At 68.9% G+C, this 15,274-nt stretch carries 15 protein-coding genes; 4 read left to right on the forward strand and 11 right to left on the reverse strand.

Annotated elements, in window-relative coordinates; all coding sequences use genetic code 11:
- Positions 1 to 312 precede the first annotated feature (312 nt).
- From gcvH to AC3A5K_RS10195, 9 genes are all read right to left on the reverse strand, one after another.
- Positions 313 to 708 (reverse strand): glycine cleavage system protein GcvH, encoded by a 396-nt coding sequence (gene gcvH, locus AC3A5K_RS10155; protein ID WP_487617402.1) that lies wholly within the window; start codon positions 706 to 708, stop codon positions 313 to 315.
- A 69-nt stretch (positions 709 to 777) separates the two neighbouring features.
- Positions 778 to 1,875 (reverse strand): glycine cleavage system aminomethyltransferase GcvT, encoded by a 1,098-nt coding sequence (gene gcvT, locus AC3A5K_RS10160; protein ID WP_487617403.1) that lies wholly within the window; start codon positions 1,873 to 1,875, stop codon positions 778 to 780.
- 252 nt (positions 1,876 to 2,127) lie between these two features.
- Positions 2,128 to 2,559 (reverse strand): NfeD family protein, encoded by a 432-nt coding sequence (locus AC3A5K_RS10165; protein WP_487617732.1) that lies wholly within the window; start codon positions 2,557 to 2,559, stop codon positions 2,128 to 2,130.
- 12 nt (positions 2,560 to 2,571) lie between these two features.
- Positions 2,572 to 3,537, reverse strand: a complete 966-nt coding sequence (locus tag AC3A5K_RS10170; protein ID WP_487617404.1) for an SPFH domain-containing protein — start codon at positions 3,535 to 3,537, stop codon at positions 2,572 to 2,574.
- Between the two features lie 123 nt (positions 3,538 to 3,660).
- Positions 3,661 to 4,608 (reverse strand): DUF6607 family protein, encoded by a 948-nt coding sequence (locus AC3A5K_RS10175; protein WP_487617405.1) that lies wholly within the window; start codon positions 4,606 to 4,608, stop codon positions 3,661 to 3,663.
- A 29-nt stretch (positions 4,609 to 4,637) separates the two neighbouring features.
- Entirely contained in the window at positions 4,638 to 5,237 is a 600-nt protein-coding gene (locus AC3A5K_RS10180) for a Hemin transport protein (RefSeq protein WP_487617406.1), read from the reverse strand.
- Positions 5,238 to 5,239: 2 nt separating this feature from the next.
- Positions 5,240 to 7,471, reverse strand: coding sequence for a TonB-dependent hemoglobin/transferrin/lactoferrin family receptor (locus tag AC3A5K_RS10185; protein WP_487617407.1), 2,232 nt, complete (start codon positions 7,469 to 7,471; stop codon positions 5,240 to 5,242).
- A 157-nt stretch (positions 7,472 to 7,628) separates the two neighbouring features.
- Positions 7,629 to 7,841 carry a hemin uptake protein HemP gene (gene hemP / locus AC3A5K_RS10190; protein ID WP_487617408.1) on the reverse strand — a complete coding sequence of 71 codons (213 nt, stop codon included), beginning with the start codon at positions 7,839 to 7,841 and terminating at the stop codon, positions 7,629 to 7,631.
- 68 nt (positions 7,842 to 7,909) lie between these two features.
- The gene (locus AC3A5K_RS10195; protein WP_487617409.1) at positions 7,910 to 8,887 is read right to left on the reverse strand and encodes an aldo/keto reductase; all 978 of its coding nucleotides are present in this window, start codon (positions 8,885 to 8,887) and stop codon (positions 7,910 to 7,912) included.
- A 188-nt stretch (positions 8,888 to 9,075) separates the two neighbouring features.
- On the opposite strand from AC3A5K_RS10195, the gene AC3A5K_RS10200 reads away from it, so the two are divergent.
- The 4 genes from AC3A5K_RS10200 to dusB are packed head-to-tail and all read left to right on the forward strand — an operon-like array spanning position 9,076 to position 13,114.
- Entirely contained in the window at positions 9,076 to 10,374 is a 1,299-nt protein-coding gene (locus AC3A5K_RS10200) for a NupC/NupG family nucleoside CNT transporter (protein ID WP_487617410.1), read from the forward strand.
- 53 nt (positions 10,375 to 10,427) lie between these two features.
- The gene (locus AC3A5K_RS10205; RefSeq protein ID WP_487617411.1) at positions 10,428 to 11,381 is read left to right on the forward strand and encodes a ribokinase; all 954 of its coding nucleotides are present in this window, start codon (positions 10,428 to 10,430) and stop codon (positions 11,379 to 11,381) included.
- 22 nt (positions 11,382 to 11,403) lie between these two features.
- Positions 11,404 to 12,078, forward strand: coding sequence for a DUF4893 domain-containing protein (locus AC3A5K_RS10210; RefSeq protein ID WP_487617412.1), 675 nt, complete (start codon positions 11,404 to 11,406; stop codon positions 12,076 to 12,078).
- A 37-nt stretch (positions 12,079 to 12,115) separates the two neighbouring features.
- Entirely contained in the window at positions 12,116 to 13,114 is a 999-nt protein-coding gene (dusB, locus tag AC3A5K_RS10215) for a tRNA dihydrouridine synthase DusB (protein ID WP_487617413.1), read from the forward strand.
- A gap of 306 nt (positions 13,115 to 13,420) precedes the next feature.
- Here dusB and AC3A5K_RS10220 read toward each other — a convergent pair whose 3' ends face one another.
- Both AC3A5K_RS10220 and AC3A5K_RS10225 read right to left on the reverse strand, forming a co-directional pair.
- On the reverse strand, positions 13,421 to 14,470 hold the full coding sequence (locus AC3A5K_RS10220; protein ID WP_487617414.1) for a metal-dependent hydrolase: 1,050 nt from the start codon (positions 14,468 to 14,470) through the stop codon (positions 13,421 to 13,423).
- Positions 14,471 to 14,515: 45 nt separating this feature from the next.
- Positions 14,516 to 15,268 (reverse strand): UPF0149 family protein, encoded by a 753-nt coding sequence (locus AC3A5K_RS10225; protein ID WP_487617415.1) that lies wholly within the window; start codon positions 15,266 to 15,268, stop codon positions 14,516 to 14,518.
- Positions 15,269 to 15,274: the final 6 nt, after the last annotated feature.

Consider the following 15,274-nt stretch of genomic DNA (forward strand, 5'->3'; position numbering starts at 1 on the left):
TCGACGTGTCGTGCGGAGCGTCGATGCCGGCAACGACGTCCGCGTCATCCACCCTGCCCACCGGTGAATGCTTCGATGCGCACGACGATCGTTTTGTGTGTCCGCACGATGGGTTTGCGCGGAAAGTGCGCAGCGTTTTCGACGTGTCCGGGCACGCGATGCAGTGCCGCGACAGCTCCGCATGCACCGTGCACCGACGCGCACGTCGACCTCGCATGTCCGCACCCCGGACGTGGACACCCCAAAACAAAACCGGCGCGCTTCTTGCGAAGCGCGCCGGTCGGGATCACCGATGCCGATACGGGTCGGCGATCAGTCCTCTTCGCCCTCGAGGAGTTCGGCATAGTCGTCCGGTGCCAGCAGGTCGTTGAGCTGCTCGCGGTCGTCGAGTTCGATCACGAACAACCAGCCTTCGCCGTAGGCGTCTTCGTTGATCGTCTCCGGCTTGTCGGCCAGCGCGGCGTTGACCGCCGTGATCGTGCCGGACACGGGGGCGTAGACGTCGGACGCGGCCTTGACCGACTCGACCACCGCCGCGCCGTTGCCGGCCTGCACGGTGTCGCCGACTGCGGGCAGCTCGACATAGACCAGGTCGCCGAGCAGGCCCTGGGCATGGTCGGAAATGCCGACGGTGACCTTGCCATCACCTTCGACGCGGACCCACTCGTGGGACTTCAGGAACTTCAGGTCACCAGGGATTTCGCTCATGGTCGCTCCGGGAAACAGGTGCTGTCGGGAAAGTGGCGGTAGTGTAACGACGAACGCGCAGCGCGCCCATCAGATGCCGTCGGACGGCCGGCCGCTGCGCACGAACGGGAACTTCACCACGCGCACCGGCACCTGCCGACCACGGATGTCGACGGTGACGTCGCCCGGCTCACCGGCAGGCACGCGCGCGAACGCGATGGCCTTGCCGATCGTCGGCGAGAAGGTGCCGGACAGGATCTCGCCCGCGCCGTTCGCCGTGGTCACCGTCTGCCCGTGCCGCAGCACGCCCTTCTCGTCCATCACCAGACCGATCATCTGGCGTGGCGCCGAGGTGCTGTGGGTTTCGAGCAGACCGCGCCCGTTGAAGTCGCGCCCGTCGTCGAGCGCGACCGTCCAGCCCAGTGCGGCTTCGTAGGGCGACACGGTTTCGTCCATGTCCTGCCCGTACAGGGCCAGACCGGCTTCGAGGCGCAGCGTGTCGCGCGCGCCCAGACCGGCCGGTGCGACGCCCGCTTCGAGCAGTGCGTCCCACAGCGCCACCGCGTGCGGGGTGTCGACGACGATCTCGAAGCCGTCCTCGCCGGTGTAGCCGGTGCGCGCCACGAACAGCGTGCCGAATGCGGTCGCGTCCAGCGTGGCGGCAGCGAAGCGACCGAGCTTGCCGACCACGCGGCCGTCGACCTCACCCAGCACACCGGCGACCTTGTCGCGCGCCTGCGGGCCCTGCACGGCGATCATCGCCAGCTCCGGCCGCTCGATGACCTCGACGCCGGTGCCGTCGGCCTGCGACTGGATCCACGCCAGATCCTTCTCGCGGGTGGCCGCATTGACCACCAGGCGGAACCAGTCGTCAGCCATGAAGTAGACGATCAGGTCGTCGACGATGCCGCCCTCGGGCGTGAGCATGCAGGTGTAGAGCGCCTTGCCCGGGACCTTGAGCTTGTCGACCGAGTTGGCGACGAGACGGCGCAGGAAATCGCGCGTGCCCGCGCCGCGCAGGTCGACGACCGTCATGTGGCTGACGTCGAACATGCCGGCATCGCGGCGGACGTGGTGGTGCTCCTCGATCTGCGAGCCATAGGCCAGCGGCATGTCCCAGCCGCCGAAATCGACCATGCGTGCGCCGAGCGCACGGTGGGCATCGTTGAGGATCGTCTTCTGCGTCATCTGACCGGCTCGCCTGCGGAAAGCCGGGATTATCGCAGGTCGGCCAGACACGCTGCGGGGCCGCTGCCCCCAGATGTCGACCGGGGGTCAGCGGCCGCGGCAAGGCAAATCGCGTCGAACGTGACGCGCCGGGCGGCACGTCCGATGTGGACGGCACGCATCCAGCGAACGGATCTGACGGCAGCGCGCGCGTTACACGCGCCCGACATCCCGTTCGATCAGCGCGGCACCGGTCCGGTGCCGCGCCTGCGCTCAGGCCGGCTCGACGTGCAGGTTCACGCCATCGGTGCCGACGACGCGCACGGGCGTGCCGGTGGCGAGGTCCGGACCTTCGACGATCCAGAACGCATCGCCGATCTTGATCCGGCCGCGGCCGTCGACGATGCCCTGCTCCAGCGGCAGCACGCGACCGACGTGCTGCTGCGCGCGACGGTTGAGCAGCGGCTGGTCGCTCTGGCGGGCGCGCTTGCGGAAGAATTTCTGGTAGACCAGCACCGACAGGAAACTCAGCACGACGAACAGCGCAACCTGTGTCAGCAGCGTCAGTCCAGGGGCGAACAGCGCGACCAGGAACACCGCCGCGGCGGCGAAGCCCATCCACAACAGGAATGCGCCGGGCGCCAGCGTCTCGGCCGCCATCAGCAGCAGGGCCAGCGCGCCCCAACCCGCGACATCCCAGCGCATCCAGTCCATGGCTCAGGCTCCGGTGCGCGGGTACTGGACCGGCGGCGGCGTGGGCGACGCCGGCTTGCCCGACAGCGCCTCGCGTGCGAGTTCGCCGATGCCGGCGATCGAGCCGATCAGGCCGCTGGTCTCCATCGGCATCAGCACGAACTTCTGGTTCGGCGCCATCGCCAGTTCCTTGAACGCCTCGACGTACTTCTGCGCGACGAAGTAGTTGATCGCCTGCACGTCGCCGTTGGCGATCGCGTTGGACACCATCTCGGTGGCCCGGGCTTCCGCCTCGGCCAGACGCTCGCGCGCTTCAGCCTCGCGGAACGCGGCTTCCTTTTTGCCTTCGGCCTGCAGGATCGACGACTGCTTGTCGCCCTCGGCGCGCAGGATCTCCGACTGCCGGTGACCTTCGGCCTCGAGGATCACCGCGCGGCGCTCGCGCTCGGCCTTCATCTGCCGGGCCATCGAATCGATGAGATCGCGCGGCGGCTGGATGTCGCGGATCTCGATGCGCGTGACCTTGATGCCCCAGGGATTGGTGGCGTGGTCGACGACGTTGAGCAGCTGCGCATTGATGCGCTCGCGGTTGCTCAGCGATTCGTCGAGATCCATCGAACCGATCACGGTGCGGATGTTGGTCTGCACCAGCGCGATCGTCGCGATCTCCAGATTCGAGACCTCGTAGGCCGCCTTGGCCGCGTCCAGCACCTGGAAGAACACCACGCCGTCGACGCGGACGACCGCGTTGTCACGGGTGATGACTTCCTGGCTCGGCACATCCAGCACCTGTTCCATCATGTTGATCTTGCGGCCGACGCCGTAGACCACCGGTACCAGGAAGTGCAGGCCTGGCGCCATCGAATGCGTGTACTTGCCGAAGCGCTCGACGGTCCACTCGAAACCCTGCGGCACCATGCGTACGGTCTTGAACAGCACGATGACGCCGGCGAGCGCCAGTACCACGGCGAGAAACAGTCCGGTTCCCATTGATCGATCCTTCTGTGCAGGCGGCCGATGCCGCTGGCCTCGAGTATAGGCGCTGCCCTGTCACGCCCCCCGACACACGAAAGGCGGGCATGGCCCGCCTTCCGGTTCACGTCCGCGCTGCGCTCACTCGCGCGGCGTCTCCACCCATTCGGCGAACACGGCGTCGATCTGCGCATCGCTGACGCTGCCGCCGTCCTGCACGGTCTGCGCCTGTTCGAAGAACGGAATGATCAGCGCCATGCCGTCGACCTTCGTCTTCAGGTGCACGCCCGCAGGCGCGGACAGTCGCGCATCCCAGCGCGCGCGTACCCGTGCCCAGTAGTCCTGGGTCGCCTTCCAGTAGTCGTAGGCGGGGGTGAAATCGATCGCATCGGTCTTCACGTAATCGTTGAAGCCGGTTTCGCGGACGATGCTGGCGGTGACGGCGCCGGACGCGTCGCGGACGTCCTTGCGGTTGTCCTGCTCATGGGTCCAGCCGCCGGGCACGATGGTGTGGCGGTTGACCGCGGCGAGCGCGTTGTAGTCCTCGCGCGTGGTGTATTCGCGGCGCGGCAGCGGACGCCAGCCGGCATCCGACGTCCACGTCGATGCGCCGTTCTCATGGACCCAGCGGCCGCTGCCGCAGTAGCGCGGGGCGTCGCTGACTTCGAACACGCACTGGGTCCAGCCGCCCTGCACCAGCTCGGCGGGCACGTTGCGCTGGCGCCAGGCCTGGTCGGATGTGAACTCCCAGCGCGTCGGCGCTTCGAAGGTCCAGTCCTGGCGCCAGTGCTTGATCACGTGGCCGCTTTTGACGTCGAGCAGCAGGTGCTGCAGCACGATCTTCGTCGGCGTGTCTTCGACCACGATGACGACTTCATCGCCGCCGCTGCGCTTGGGGTCCTTGCGCGTGTAATCAGGTGCGAGCACGACGGTCTCGTCGAACAGGAAGCGCACGGTGTATTCGCCCTGCATGCCGAGAATCGCGCTGCGGTCGGCCTCGGACGGGGTGGCGGGCGTGCGTGTGGCAGCCGGTGCGGCGGTGGAGGCCAGCAGGGCGGCGAGTGCCAGCGCGATCGCTTGCGGTGTCATGTCGGTGGAACCTCGTGGTCGTTGGAACGTCAGGAAAAAGGGATCAGTTGGCGATACGCGTCGGATGACACGGGTGCGCCGGCGGCGGCGGCCGCACGTCGGCAGCAGCAGTCGTCGAGTGAGGACGACGGGGTGATGCCGTGACTGCGCGCGATGCGACGCGCGCAGTCGATGCCGAGCGGCGACAACGTGCCGAGGCTGGCGACCAGCATCGGGCCGCCCGACTCCGGCGTTGCCGGAATGGACTGGAAACGCAGCACGCTGGCCTCCCAGACGCCGCCGCGGATGCGCTGGGCGAGTGCGCGCCACAGGTGCTCGCCGACGCCGCCCGGTGCGATGTCACTGCAACGCGGCAGATGCCTCGCGAGGCGCTCCCAGCCGAGGAAGTCGCTGTCGGGCAGCAGATGCAGCTGCCAGCAGCAGACATCGTCGGCATCGAAGAAGCGCAGGCTTTCCTGCATGCCGTCGAAGTCCAACCCGGCATGCGCCTGCGTGCGGCACGCCGCCGACCAGCCGCCGAGTTCACGCGCGGCGCCCGGACGGTGCAGGCACAACACCGTGCCCAGCGCCGCCAGCTGCGACGGCGCGGGGACGACGCATGCAGTGGACGACGACCAGACGCTGGCCATGGTCAGAAGTCGACCGACAGGCTGACCGCGACGTTGCGGCCCGGTGCGGTGTAGCGGTCGAGCGTGGCGCTGGTGTCGGCGACCAGCGGCACGAGGCCCGCCTGCCAGACCTTGCGGTCGGCGAGATTGAACACGCCGGCGTTGAGGCGCGTGCCGGGTGCGAAGGTCCAGTGCGCGTACAGATCGAGCACCGCGTGACCGGGGCTTTCGAAATAGGTCGTCCCGGTCGGCGGCGTCGGCAAGCGGTCGCGCCTGCCGACGAAACGCCCGGCGAGCTCGGCGCCCCACACCTCGCGATCGAAGGCGATGCCGAGCGTCGCGGTCAGCGGATCCACGCTCGCCAGTGCGTCTCCGGTGGTCCGGTCCTCGCCGCGCGACCACGCGGCCGCGCCGCGTAGCGACCAGCCCGCGAGCGCCGGTGCGACGCGGTCGAAGTACACGCCGCCCTTGAACTCGACGCCGCGAATGCGCGCATCGGCGATGTTCTGCGACTGGTAAACCATCAGCCCCGACACGGGATCGATGCCGGTGTAACGCGTCGACTCGATGAAGTCGTCGTATTGCGTGTAGTAGGTGCTGAGGCTGGCGTAGGCCGCATCGCTGGAATAGCGCAGGCCCAGTTCCAGGCCGTCGCTGGTTTCCGACTTCAGATCCGGATTCGGGATCGCCGTGTAGCCGAACTGGAAATTGGTGAAGCCGATATTGACGTCGTTATAGGGCGGCGCGCGGAAGCCGCGGGCGTAGCCGCCGTAGAGCGACCAGGCGTCGGCGAACGTCCACACGAAACCGAGCTTCGGCGACACACTCGTTTCGCTGAGGTCGGCGACCTGCGTGGCCGGGTTGTCCTCGCGGAAGATCGTGTCGACTTCGGGTTCCAGCCTGTAATGATCGACGCGTACCGCCGGCACGAGACGGAACGCGCCATCGGCGAATGCGATCTCGTCCTGCACGTACAGCGACGCCTTGGTGGTGTCGCTGATCGGGAAGTCGCGCACCGGAAAGGTGTCGGGCGACATCACGTTGGTGACCACGCCGGTGTCGAGGAAGATGCGGCGGCCGTTGCGCTTCTGTTTCGTTTCGGTGCGCTCGATGTCGATGCCGTAGGCCAGCGCGTGCTGCACGCTGCCGGTCTCGAAGGTCTTGCGCGCGTTCGCCTGCAGGCCATAACTGCGCTGGTCGAAATAGAACTCGCGTTCGCGCCGGTCGCGGATCGTCGCGGCGCCCGACGGCACGCGACGCACTTCCACGCTGTCCTGCCGGGTGCGGCTGTCCTGGCGGTAGACCTGCCAGTCGACGCTGTCGGCCAGCGCCGACGACAGGCCATCAATCTCGTGGCCGAAGGTGAGGCGCGCGCGCGACTGGTGGTCGTCGCCGAGGACCTGGGTATTGGTCGCGCGGGTCAGGCTCTGGAAGCCGTACGAGCTCAGCACGTCGGTCTCGACGTCATCCTCGTTGCCTTCGACCGTCAACTTGAAGCGCTGCGTGTCGCTGGGCGCGAACACCAGCTTGCCGAGCACGCTGCGGCCGCTCGACGACTGCGGATTGGCCTGCGTGCGGGCGGCACCTTCGCCGCCGATCTCGCCCATGTTCTCGGTTTCCTTGCCCTGGCGATGGCTGACCGCGACCAGGCCCGACCAGCGTTCGCCACCGAAGGCGGCGGTCGCGCCGGCGAACAGACCCTCATTTGCGCTCTCGAAGCCGATCTTCGCGCCGAAATGCGCGATCTCACCAGCGCGCAGATAGTCGGACGGATCCTTGGTCACGAACGACACCACGCCGCCCAGCGCGTCGGAGCCGTACAGTGAACTCGTCGGCCCGCGCACCACTTCGACGCGCTTGAGCGTTTCGAGATCGACGAAGTTGCGGTTGGCGCTGGAGAAGCTGCCGATCGCGAACGCATCCGGCACCGCGATGCCGTCGGTCTGGATGCGCACCCGGTTGCCGCCCAGGCCGCGGATGCGGATGTCGTTGAGCCCGAAGCGGCCGAAGCTGCTGCCTACGGTGATGCCCGGCTCGTAACGGAACAGATCGGCGATGTCGCGCACCAGCAGCGTGTCCATGCGCGCGCGGTCGATCACGTCGACGGTATTGGGGACGTCGCTGATCGCACGTTCGGTGCGGGTGGCGGTGACGACGATCTGGTCGAAATCACGCGGCGCGCCCTCGGGCGCGGCGAAGACGGCAGTGGACGACAGGCACAGGGCCAGAGACACGGACAGCAGATGGGGACGCATGTGGGCTCGCGAAAAAATGGATCGGCGAGCTGGCATGCGCGGGAGAGACGCGCGGGGCGGGCGGCCATGGCGGGGAGGGTGAAGCGCGACGGCGCGCGCGGTCCCGCGTCCGGGCGGGACGCGGGCTTCGACGGCGGGCAGACGCCCGCCACCGGACTTACTTGGTCAGGATCAGCTTGTCGTTGCGGGTATGGCGCAAGCGGTAGAGCTCGTTGCCGTGACGGATATAGAGCTCACGCTCACCGCGCAGCAGCTGGGCGCTGTCGAACTCGACCGGCTCGGCCTTGCGGACGGACCGTTGGACACTGCCGCGATCGTGGTGGTCGCGCGCCGTGTCCTGGACATCGTGCACCTGGGTCACATGGAACATCGTCAGATCCTCCAGAAAGGACTTCCGATGATAGTGATTCTCATTCCGGAGTCAACAACGGCGTGCGATCAGGCCACGGAAGCTTCCACGCAGCGCCAGGTCTCATCGTCGAACCGGTCGCGCAGGACCAGTGCGTCCAGGTTCTGCAGCAGCTGTTCGACGCGGCTCGCGCCCAGCAGCACCGACGACACCCGCGGGTTGCGCAGGCACCAGGCGATCGCAAGCGGCGCCGCCGCGACGCCCAGTTCGGCCGCCAGATCGGTGAACCGGGTGGCGCGGGCCAGCGGCGCGTCGGCGCCTTCCCCTGCATCGAGCACGCTGCGCTGGAGCCAGTCGAGCCCGGGCTGCGCCAGCCGGCTGTCGACCGGCACGCCCTGCGCGTACTTGCCGCTCAGCAGGCCCGAGGCCAGTGGCGACCAGGTGGTCAGGCCCAGGCCGAGCTCGTCATAGAGCGCGGCATAGTCCGCTTCGACGCGGTCACGTCGCAGCAGGTTGTACTCGGGCTGCTCCATCGTCGGGCCATGGAGATGGTGGGTGCGGGCAATCTCGGCGGCCTCGCGGATGGCCGCAGCCGGCCATTCCGAGGTGCCCCAGTACAGCACCTTGCCCTGCCGGATCAGGGTGTCCATCGCCCAGACGGTCTCGGCGACCGGGGTGTCCGGATCGGGCCGGTGGCAGAAGTAGAGATCCAGATGGTCGACCCGCAGCCGGCGCAGCGCGCCGTCGCAGGCGTCGCGCACATGCTTGCGGGACAGGCCCTTCTGGGTGGGGCCCGGCGATTCCACGGCGCCGAAGAACACCTTGCTCGACACGCAGTAGCCGTCGCGCGGCAGGCGCAGGTCGGCGATGACGTCGCCCATGACCCGTTCCGCGTCGCCGTTGGCATAGCCCTCGGCGTTGTCGAAGTAGTTGATGCCGTGGTCCCAGGCGGCAGCGACCAGGTCGCGCGCCTGGCTGCGGCCGATCTGGCGGCCGAAGGTGAGCCAGGCGCCGAACGACAGCGCGGACAACTGGAGACCGGATGCGCCGAGGCGGCGGTAGTGCATGGGACGGACCTGCGGGACGGATGCCCCAGTGTAAGCAAGCGCCCGCGCGCGACGCCGCCATCGCGCGCGTTCGCGGCATGAAAGACGGGGTTCGCCGCTGAACGACGGCATTTTCACGCTGCCTGTGGTTGCCCGGACCCGCCCGCTCGACTAGGCTGCGCGACTTGGCGAATGGCCCGGGGGCCACGATGGATGATTTGACGCGGATCGGCTTCGGCCTGTTCGGCCTGGCCGTGCTGCTCGCGATCACCTGGCTCTTCTCGAATAACAAGCGCGCCGTCGACTGGAAACTGGTCGGCATCGGCGTGGCCCTGCAGATCGGATTCGCCGCCGTCGTGTTGCGCGTACCGGGCGGCCGGGAGGTCTTCGACTGGCTCGGCCACGGCTTCGTGAAGATCCTCTCGTTCGTCAACGCCGGCTCGGAGTTCATCTTCGGCGGCCTGATGAACGTCGAGACCTACGGCTTCATCTTCGCCTTCCAGGTGCTGCCGACGATCATCTTCTTCGCCGCGCTGATGGGCGTGATGTACCACTTGGGCATCATGCAGTTCATCGTGCGGATCATGGCCTCGGCGATCACCCGGGTCATGCGCGTGTCCGGCGCCGAGACCACCAGCGTCTGCGCCAGCGTCTTCATCGGCCAGACCGAGGCGCCGCTGACGGTGCGCCCCTACATCTCGCGGATGACCGAATCCGAACTCATCACGATGATGATCGGCGGCATGGCGCACATCGCCGGCGGCGTGCTGGCCGCGTACGTCGGCATGCTCGGCGGCGGCAATCCGGAAGAGCAGGCGTTCTATGCCAAGCATCTGCTGGCGGCGTCGATCATGGCCGCGCCCGCGACGCTGGTGATCGCCAAGATCCTGATCCCCGAAACCCGCGAGCCGCTGACCCGCGGCACGGTGAAGATGGAGGTCGAGAAGACCACCAGCAACATCATCGACGCCGCGGCCGCCGGCGCCGGCGACGGCCTGCGCCTGGCGCTGAACATCGGCGCGATGCTGCTGGCCTTCATCGCGCTGATCGCGATGGTCAACTGGCCGCTGGAGTGGATCGGCGAGGTCACCGGCATCGCCGCCGCGATCGGCCAGCCGACCAACCTGGCGACGATCTTCGGCTTCGTGCTGGCGCCGATCGCGTGGCTGATCGGCGTGCCGTGGCAGGACGCCTCGGTGGTCGGTTCGCTGATCGGCCAGAAGATCGTCATCAACGAATTCGTCGCCTATCTGCAGCTGGCCGACATCGTCAACGGCCGCGTCGACGGCGTGGTGCTCAGCGAGCAGGGCCGTTTGATCGCGACCTATGCGCTGTGCGGCTTCGCCAATTTCAGCTCGATCGCGATCCAGATCGGCGGCATCGGCGGGCTCGCGCCCGACCGTCGCCAGGACCTCGCCCGCTTCGGCCTGCGCGCGGTGCTGGGCGGCACCGTCGCCACGCTGATGACGGCGACCATCGCCGGTGTGCTGACCTACATCGGCGCCTGATCGGAACAGTCGCGACCGTCCGCGCAAGCGGGCGCGCTACAGGGGAAGTGCGTGTGAGCCATGTCGTCGTCGTCGGGTCGTTCAATGTCGACCACGTCTGGAACTGCAGCACCCTGCCCCGCCGCGGCGAAACGCTGGGCGGGGTCTACCACACCGGTCCGGGCGGCAAAGGCTTCAACCAGGCCGTCGCCTGCGCCCGCTCTGGTGCGCGCACCACCTTCGTCTGCGCGCTGGGCGACGACGCGGGCGGCCAGCAGGCGCGCGACCTCGCCGCGGGCGACGCGATCGAACTGCGCGAACAGCGCAGCCCGCATCCCACCGGCACCGCCGGCATCTACGTCGACGATGCCGGGCACAACACCATCGTCATCGGCGCCGGCGCGAACGCCGACCTGTCGGCGGCCTTCGTCACCCGCCAGGCGGATACGCTGGCCGGCGCACGCGTACTGCTGGCCCAGCTCGAATCGCCGCTGGGCAGCGTGCTCGAGGCGATGCGCCTGGCCCGCGCGGCGGGCACCACGACGATGCTCAATCCGGCGCCGGCCAATGCCGAATGCCTGCGCGAACTGCTGGCCGCGGCCGACATCCTGACGCCCAACGAGACCGAATTCGCCGCGCTGCTGGAGCGCCACACCAGCACCCGCGTCGACAGCGACGCGATCGCCGGCAGCAGCGATGCACAGCTGCACCGCCTGTGCCGCACCCTGCTGCCGCGCGGCACGGTCGTGATCACGCTCGGCGCGCAAGGCGCGTTCGTCTCGCATCGCGAAGACCTGCTACGCGGCGATGACGCGCCCAGCTACCGCGTGCCCGCCGACCGTGTGGAACCTGTCGACACCACCGGCGCCGGCGATGCCTTCAACGGCGCACTGGCCGCTTCGGTGGCGGGTGCCACGACCACCGCCTTCGCGGTGCACGTGCGCTTCGCCACCCGCTACGCCGGCCTGTCGACCGAGCACACCGGCGCCGCCACGGCGATGCCGCACCTGCAGGCCGCCACGCCCTGATCCGCTGCTCCGGAGTCCACGCATGATCCGTCCGCTGTCCTTCTTGGCGTGCCTGTTGCTCGCCGCCTGCCAGCACACGGCGCCGACCCCTGCTCCGGCCGCGTCGCCTGCTGCTGCAGCGCCTGCGCCGTCCACGCCGGCACCGCCTGCGCCAGCTGCAGCGACGCCCTCATCCGTCGACTGGCGCGACCAGCTGTGGCCGGCGCATCGCGATGCCGTGCTCGCCCTGCCCCGGATCGTCCTCGCGGACGATGCGGCGCAAGACCATCTGGCCGTCGCCAGCGATGCCCGGGCCCTGCTCGCGCGTGCCGACCATCCGCAACCGCTCGGCGAGATTGGAGGCGCCTGGCGGGTCCGCTCGCTGCAGTTCGGCACCTATGGCGCGTTCGGCTATCCGTGGTTCGCGGCGGAGATCACCACGACTGGCGGCATCCAGCGCTTCACCAAGACCACGGGCTCGCAGCGCCGCAGCGGTCGGCTGGTGCCCGGCGACACACCCGACACGCGGGTCTTCATCGGCGGCGCGGCGGTCAACAACGACCCGATCCCGCCGTACAGCCTGGACGCGAACGCATCGGCAGAGGAGCCTGTCGCCAGCGACAGCATCGGCCGGCTCGTCCGCATCGGCCCGTCGGACCTGCTGATGGTCCTCGACGTCGACGGCCCGCGGTTCGAGCTCTACCACCTGCAGCGCTGACGCCGCCCCCGCCGCGCCGATCGGCGACAATGGCGGCATGCAGATCGGCCCCTACCGCATCGAACCGAACGTGATCCTGGCCCCGATGGCCGGGGTCACCGACAAGCCGTTCCGGCAGCTGTGCAAGCGGCTGGGCGCGGGTCTGGCGATGTCGGAGATGACGATCAGCGATCCGCGCTTCTGGCAGACCGAGAAATCGCTGCGGCGCATGGATCACGACGGCGAGCCCGCCCCGGTCGGCGTACAGATCGCCGGCACGGAGCCGGCCATGCTGGCCGACGCCGCACGCTACAACGTCGACCACGGCGCGCAGATCATCGACATCAACATGGGCTGCCCGGCGAAGAAGGTCTGCAACGCCTGGGCCGGCTCGGCGCTGATGCAGGACGAAGCCCTGGTCGCCGCGATCCTGCGCGCGGTCGTCGACGCGGTCGACGTGCCGGTGACGTTGAAGATCCGCACCGGCTGGGACGCTTGCCACCGCAATGCCCCGACGATCGCGCGCATTGCAGAGGACGCCGGCATCGCCGCCCTCGCCGTGCACGGCCGCACGCGCGACCAGCACTACACCGGCACCGCCGAGTACGACACGATCGCCGCGATCAAGGCGGCGCTGTCGATCCCGGTGATCGCCAACGGCGACATCGATTCGCCGGAGAAGGCGCGGGCGGTGCTGCAGCACACCGGCGTCGACGCGGTGATGGTCGGCCGCGCGGCGCAGGGCCGGCCCTGGATCTTCCGCGAGATTGCGCACTTCCTCGACACCGGCACGCATCGGCCGCCGCCGTCGCTGGCCGAGATCCGCGACATCCTGCTCGGCCATCTCGAAGCGCTGCACGGCTTCTACGGCGAAACCTCGGGCGTGCGCATCGCGCGCAAGCATCTGGGCTGGTACGCCAAGGACCGCCCGGAGAACGCGGCCTTCCGCGCGGTGGTCAATCGCGCCGACAGCGCCGCGATGCAGCTCACGCTGACCCGCGACTATTTCGACGCGCTGGTCGACGGCGCCGACCCGCTGGCTGCGCTCGCGGCCTGAATCCGTCGGATTTGCGGCGGCACCGTCCGGTCAAGGGCTTTCCGCAGCGGCGGCGTACACGATGCACGCGCCAGCGCGCTGCCAGTGCATCCGCTTTCCGCCGTGTGGCGCCGGTGGTGCGCACATCGGTAACGGAGGCGAAGGCGACCACCTGCCAGCGCACCTGTAGAAAGCGGCACCGGGAATACCAGCAGGCAAATTGCATCGCGCGTCGACCGCAGTCCGTGGCGTCACGTCGGACCGAAGCGCGCGCAACGCAGTTGCGCCGCACACCTCAGCCGATCGAACGACGCGACACCGCGTCGCTCAGTGGCCGCCCACCGCGTCGTTGCGCTCGAGGCCGGGCGCGGCCGGCTCGTGCCAGATCCGCGCCCAGGTGGCATTCCAGGTCGCGCCGAGATCGCGCGCCATCGGCGGCTGTGTCGGCGGCACCGCCGTCCAGGCGTCGCCGTCGCGGCGCGCGACATCGAAACGGAAGAAGTAGTCCGGCTCGTTGCCCATGCGCAAATCGCTGAGCTGCAGCGTGCCGTCGATGACTTCGGCGCCCATGAAACCGTGGTTGAACCAGGCCAGCCGCTGCACCGCGGGCAGGCCCGCGTTCTCGCGCAGGGCGTCCACATCCGAGGCGTAGGCCGTGAAGCGCATCGGTCCGCGATCGACTGCCAGCGAGCGGAAGCCTTCGACGTAGCCGTCGTCGGTCATCGCGACCACGCGCCACAGCAGGGTCGTCGCCGGCATCGGCACCGAGAACCGCGGCGCATCCTCCAGGCCCATCGCGACCAGCGCGCGATCCGCTTCGCGGTCGACCAGCCCCTTGGCCACCAGCGACCAGCCCAGATACGCCGTACTCAATACGAGACCCGCGGCGATCAGGCGACCCGCGATCAGGCGCGGGCCGGCGAACGCGGCCACCAGGACGCCGATCAACAACCAGATCGTGTAGAGCGGATCGATGATGAAGACGCTCGACCACATCGCCGGCGGCGGCTGGAACGGCCACCACAGCTGCGTGCCGTAAACGGTGAACGCATCGAGCAGCGGATGCGTGATCAGGGCCAGCTGGATCGCCCAGAACCAGCGCACCGGCGACGCCGCGACGCGACCGTTGCCGAAGCGCTTGAACAGCCACCAGATCGCCGTGGCGATCAGCGGCAGCACCAGCAGCGAATGCGTGAGCCCGCGATGCAGCGTCATGCGCAGCACCGGATCGTCGGTCATCAGCGCGATCGGAATGCCGTCGAGATCAGGCAGGGTACCGAGCGCCGCACCGGCCAGCAGCGCAGCGCGGCGATGTGCGGCCGGCACGACGGCCGCCGCGACCGAAGCGCCCAGCACGATCTGGGTCAGGGAATCCATCAGCGCGTTCCAATCGGTGTGTGGCGCACGGCGCGCGCGGGGCGGTCAGTGCAGGGTGACGGCACCGCAGCACTTCCGGTAGGTGCGGCCACTGCCGCAGCTGCAGGGATCGTTGCGCCCCGGTCGCGCATCGCCGCGGCGCGGCGCGGCCACGAACGACGAGGTCCGCAGTGCGTTGCAGTAGGCCAGGATGTCCGGAATCGTGCCGATCATCTCCAGGCGTTCCTCGAACGCCGGCACGTCGTCCACATCGACCCCCACGTCCTGCGCGTGCTCGGCGCTGTAGAGGCCCAACCGGGACAGCATGGAGACATCGTCGGCGAGATCCTCGTCGCCATCGATCCAGGTGTCCCACGCGGATTCCGCCAGACCGACGCCGGCGAAGAAGCCCTGCGCCCATTCGGCGCCCGCGGGAAAGTCCACCAGCGCATCGGTGTCCGGTTCTCCGGTGCCATCGGTCGCCGGAAACTGCACCAGCGGCATCAGCGGATCCGGGCTGGCGTCGTCCGCGTCCTCGTCGCCTTCGTCAGGCAGTGCCTGCGCGACGCGCCAGAGGATGTGGTCCCACAGCGCGGCCACCAGCGTCTCGCGGGTGCGGATCGCCTCGGCATCCGCCGGCGGCGGCGCTTCGCCCCAGATCGCAGGCATGTACTGCTCGGGCGTGGCCGCGAACGGACCGACCACCAGCGCGGAAAGATAGCCGTCGAGCATTTCCAGCGACATGCCGCCGTGGGGCGCGGCGTCGGTTTCCAGCAGCGTCTCGAGCGCGTCGAGGGCCTGTTCGGACATGGGTTGCATGGCGCG

This window comes from Luteimonas sp. Soil_C_5, from assembly GCF_057656615.1.

What these genes read in the sequence shown, in the direction of transcription:
- AC3A5K_RS10165 (WP_487617732.1), bottom strand. Translation starts at nt 2,559, where the DNA reads ATGCGCTGGGATGTCGCGGGTTGGGGCGCGCTGGCCCTGCTGCTGATG.
- hemP (WP_487617408.1), bottom strand. Translation starts at nt 7,841, where the DNA reads ATGTTCCATGTGACCCAGGTGCACGATGTCCAGGACACGGCGCGCGAC.
- AC3A5K_RS10195 (WP_487617409.1), bottom strand. Translation starts at nt 8,887, where the DNA reads ATGCACTACCGCCGCCTCGGCGCATCCGGTCTCCAGTTGTCCGCGCTG.
- AC3A5K_RS10200 (WP_487617410.1), top strand. Translation starts at nt 9,076, where the DNA reads ATGGATGATTTGACGCGGATCGGCTTCGGCCTGTTCGGCCTGGCCGTG.
- AC3A5K_RS10225 (WP_487617415.1), bottom strand. Translation starts at nt 15,268, where the DNA reads ATGCAACCCATGTCCGAACAGGCCCTCGACGCGCTCGAGACGCTGCTG.
- AC3A5K_RS10180 (WP_487617406.1), bottom strand. Translation starts at nt 5,237, where the DNA reads ATGGCCAGCGTCTGGTCGTCGTCCACTGCATGCGTCGTCCCCGCGCCG.
- AC3A5K_RS10175 (WP_487617405.1), bottom strand. Translation starts at nt 4,608, where the DNA reads ATGACACCGCAAGCGATCGCGCTGGCACTCGCCGCCCTGCTGGCCTCC.
- AC3A5K_RS10210 (WP_487617412.1), top strand. Translation starts at nt 11,404, where the DNA reads ATGATCCGTCCGCTGTCCTTCTTGGCGTGCCTGTTGCTCGCCGCCTGC.
- gcvH (WP_487617402.1), bottom strand. Translation starts at nt 708, where the DNA reads ATGAGCGAAATCCCTGGTGACCTGAAGTTCCTGAAGTCCCACGAGTGG.
- AC3A5K_RS10185 (WP_487617407.1), bottom strand. Translation starts at nt 7,471, where the DNA reads ATGCGTCCCCATCTGCTGTCCGTGTCTCTGGCCCTGTGCCTGTCGTCC.
- gcvT (WP_487617403.1), bottom strand. Translation starts at nt 1,875, where the DNA reads ATGACGCAGAAGACGATCCTCAACGATGCCCACCGTGCGCTCGGCGCA.
- AC3A5K_RS10220 (WP_487617414.1), bottom strand. Translation starts at nt 14,470, where the DNA reads ATGGATTCCCTGACCCAGATCGTGCTGGGCGCTTCGGTCGCGGCGGCC.
- AC3A5K_RS10170 (WP_487617404.1), bottom strand. Translation starts at nt 3,537, where the DNA reads ATGGGAACCGGACTGTTTCTCGCCGTGGTACTGGCGCTCGCCGGCGTC.
- dusB (WP_487617413.1), top strand. Translation starts at nt 12,116, where the DNA reads ATGCAGATCGGCCCCTACCGCATCGAACCGAACGTGATCCTGGCCCCG.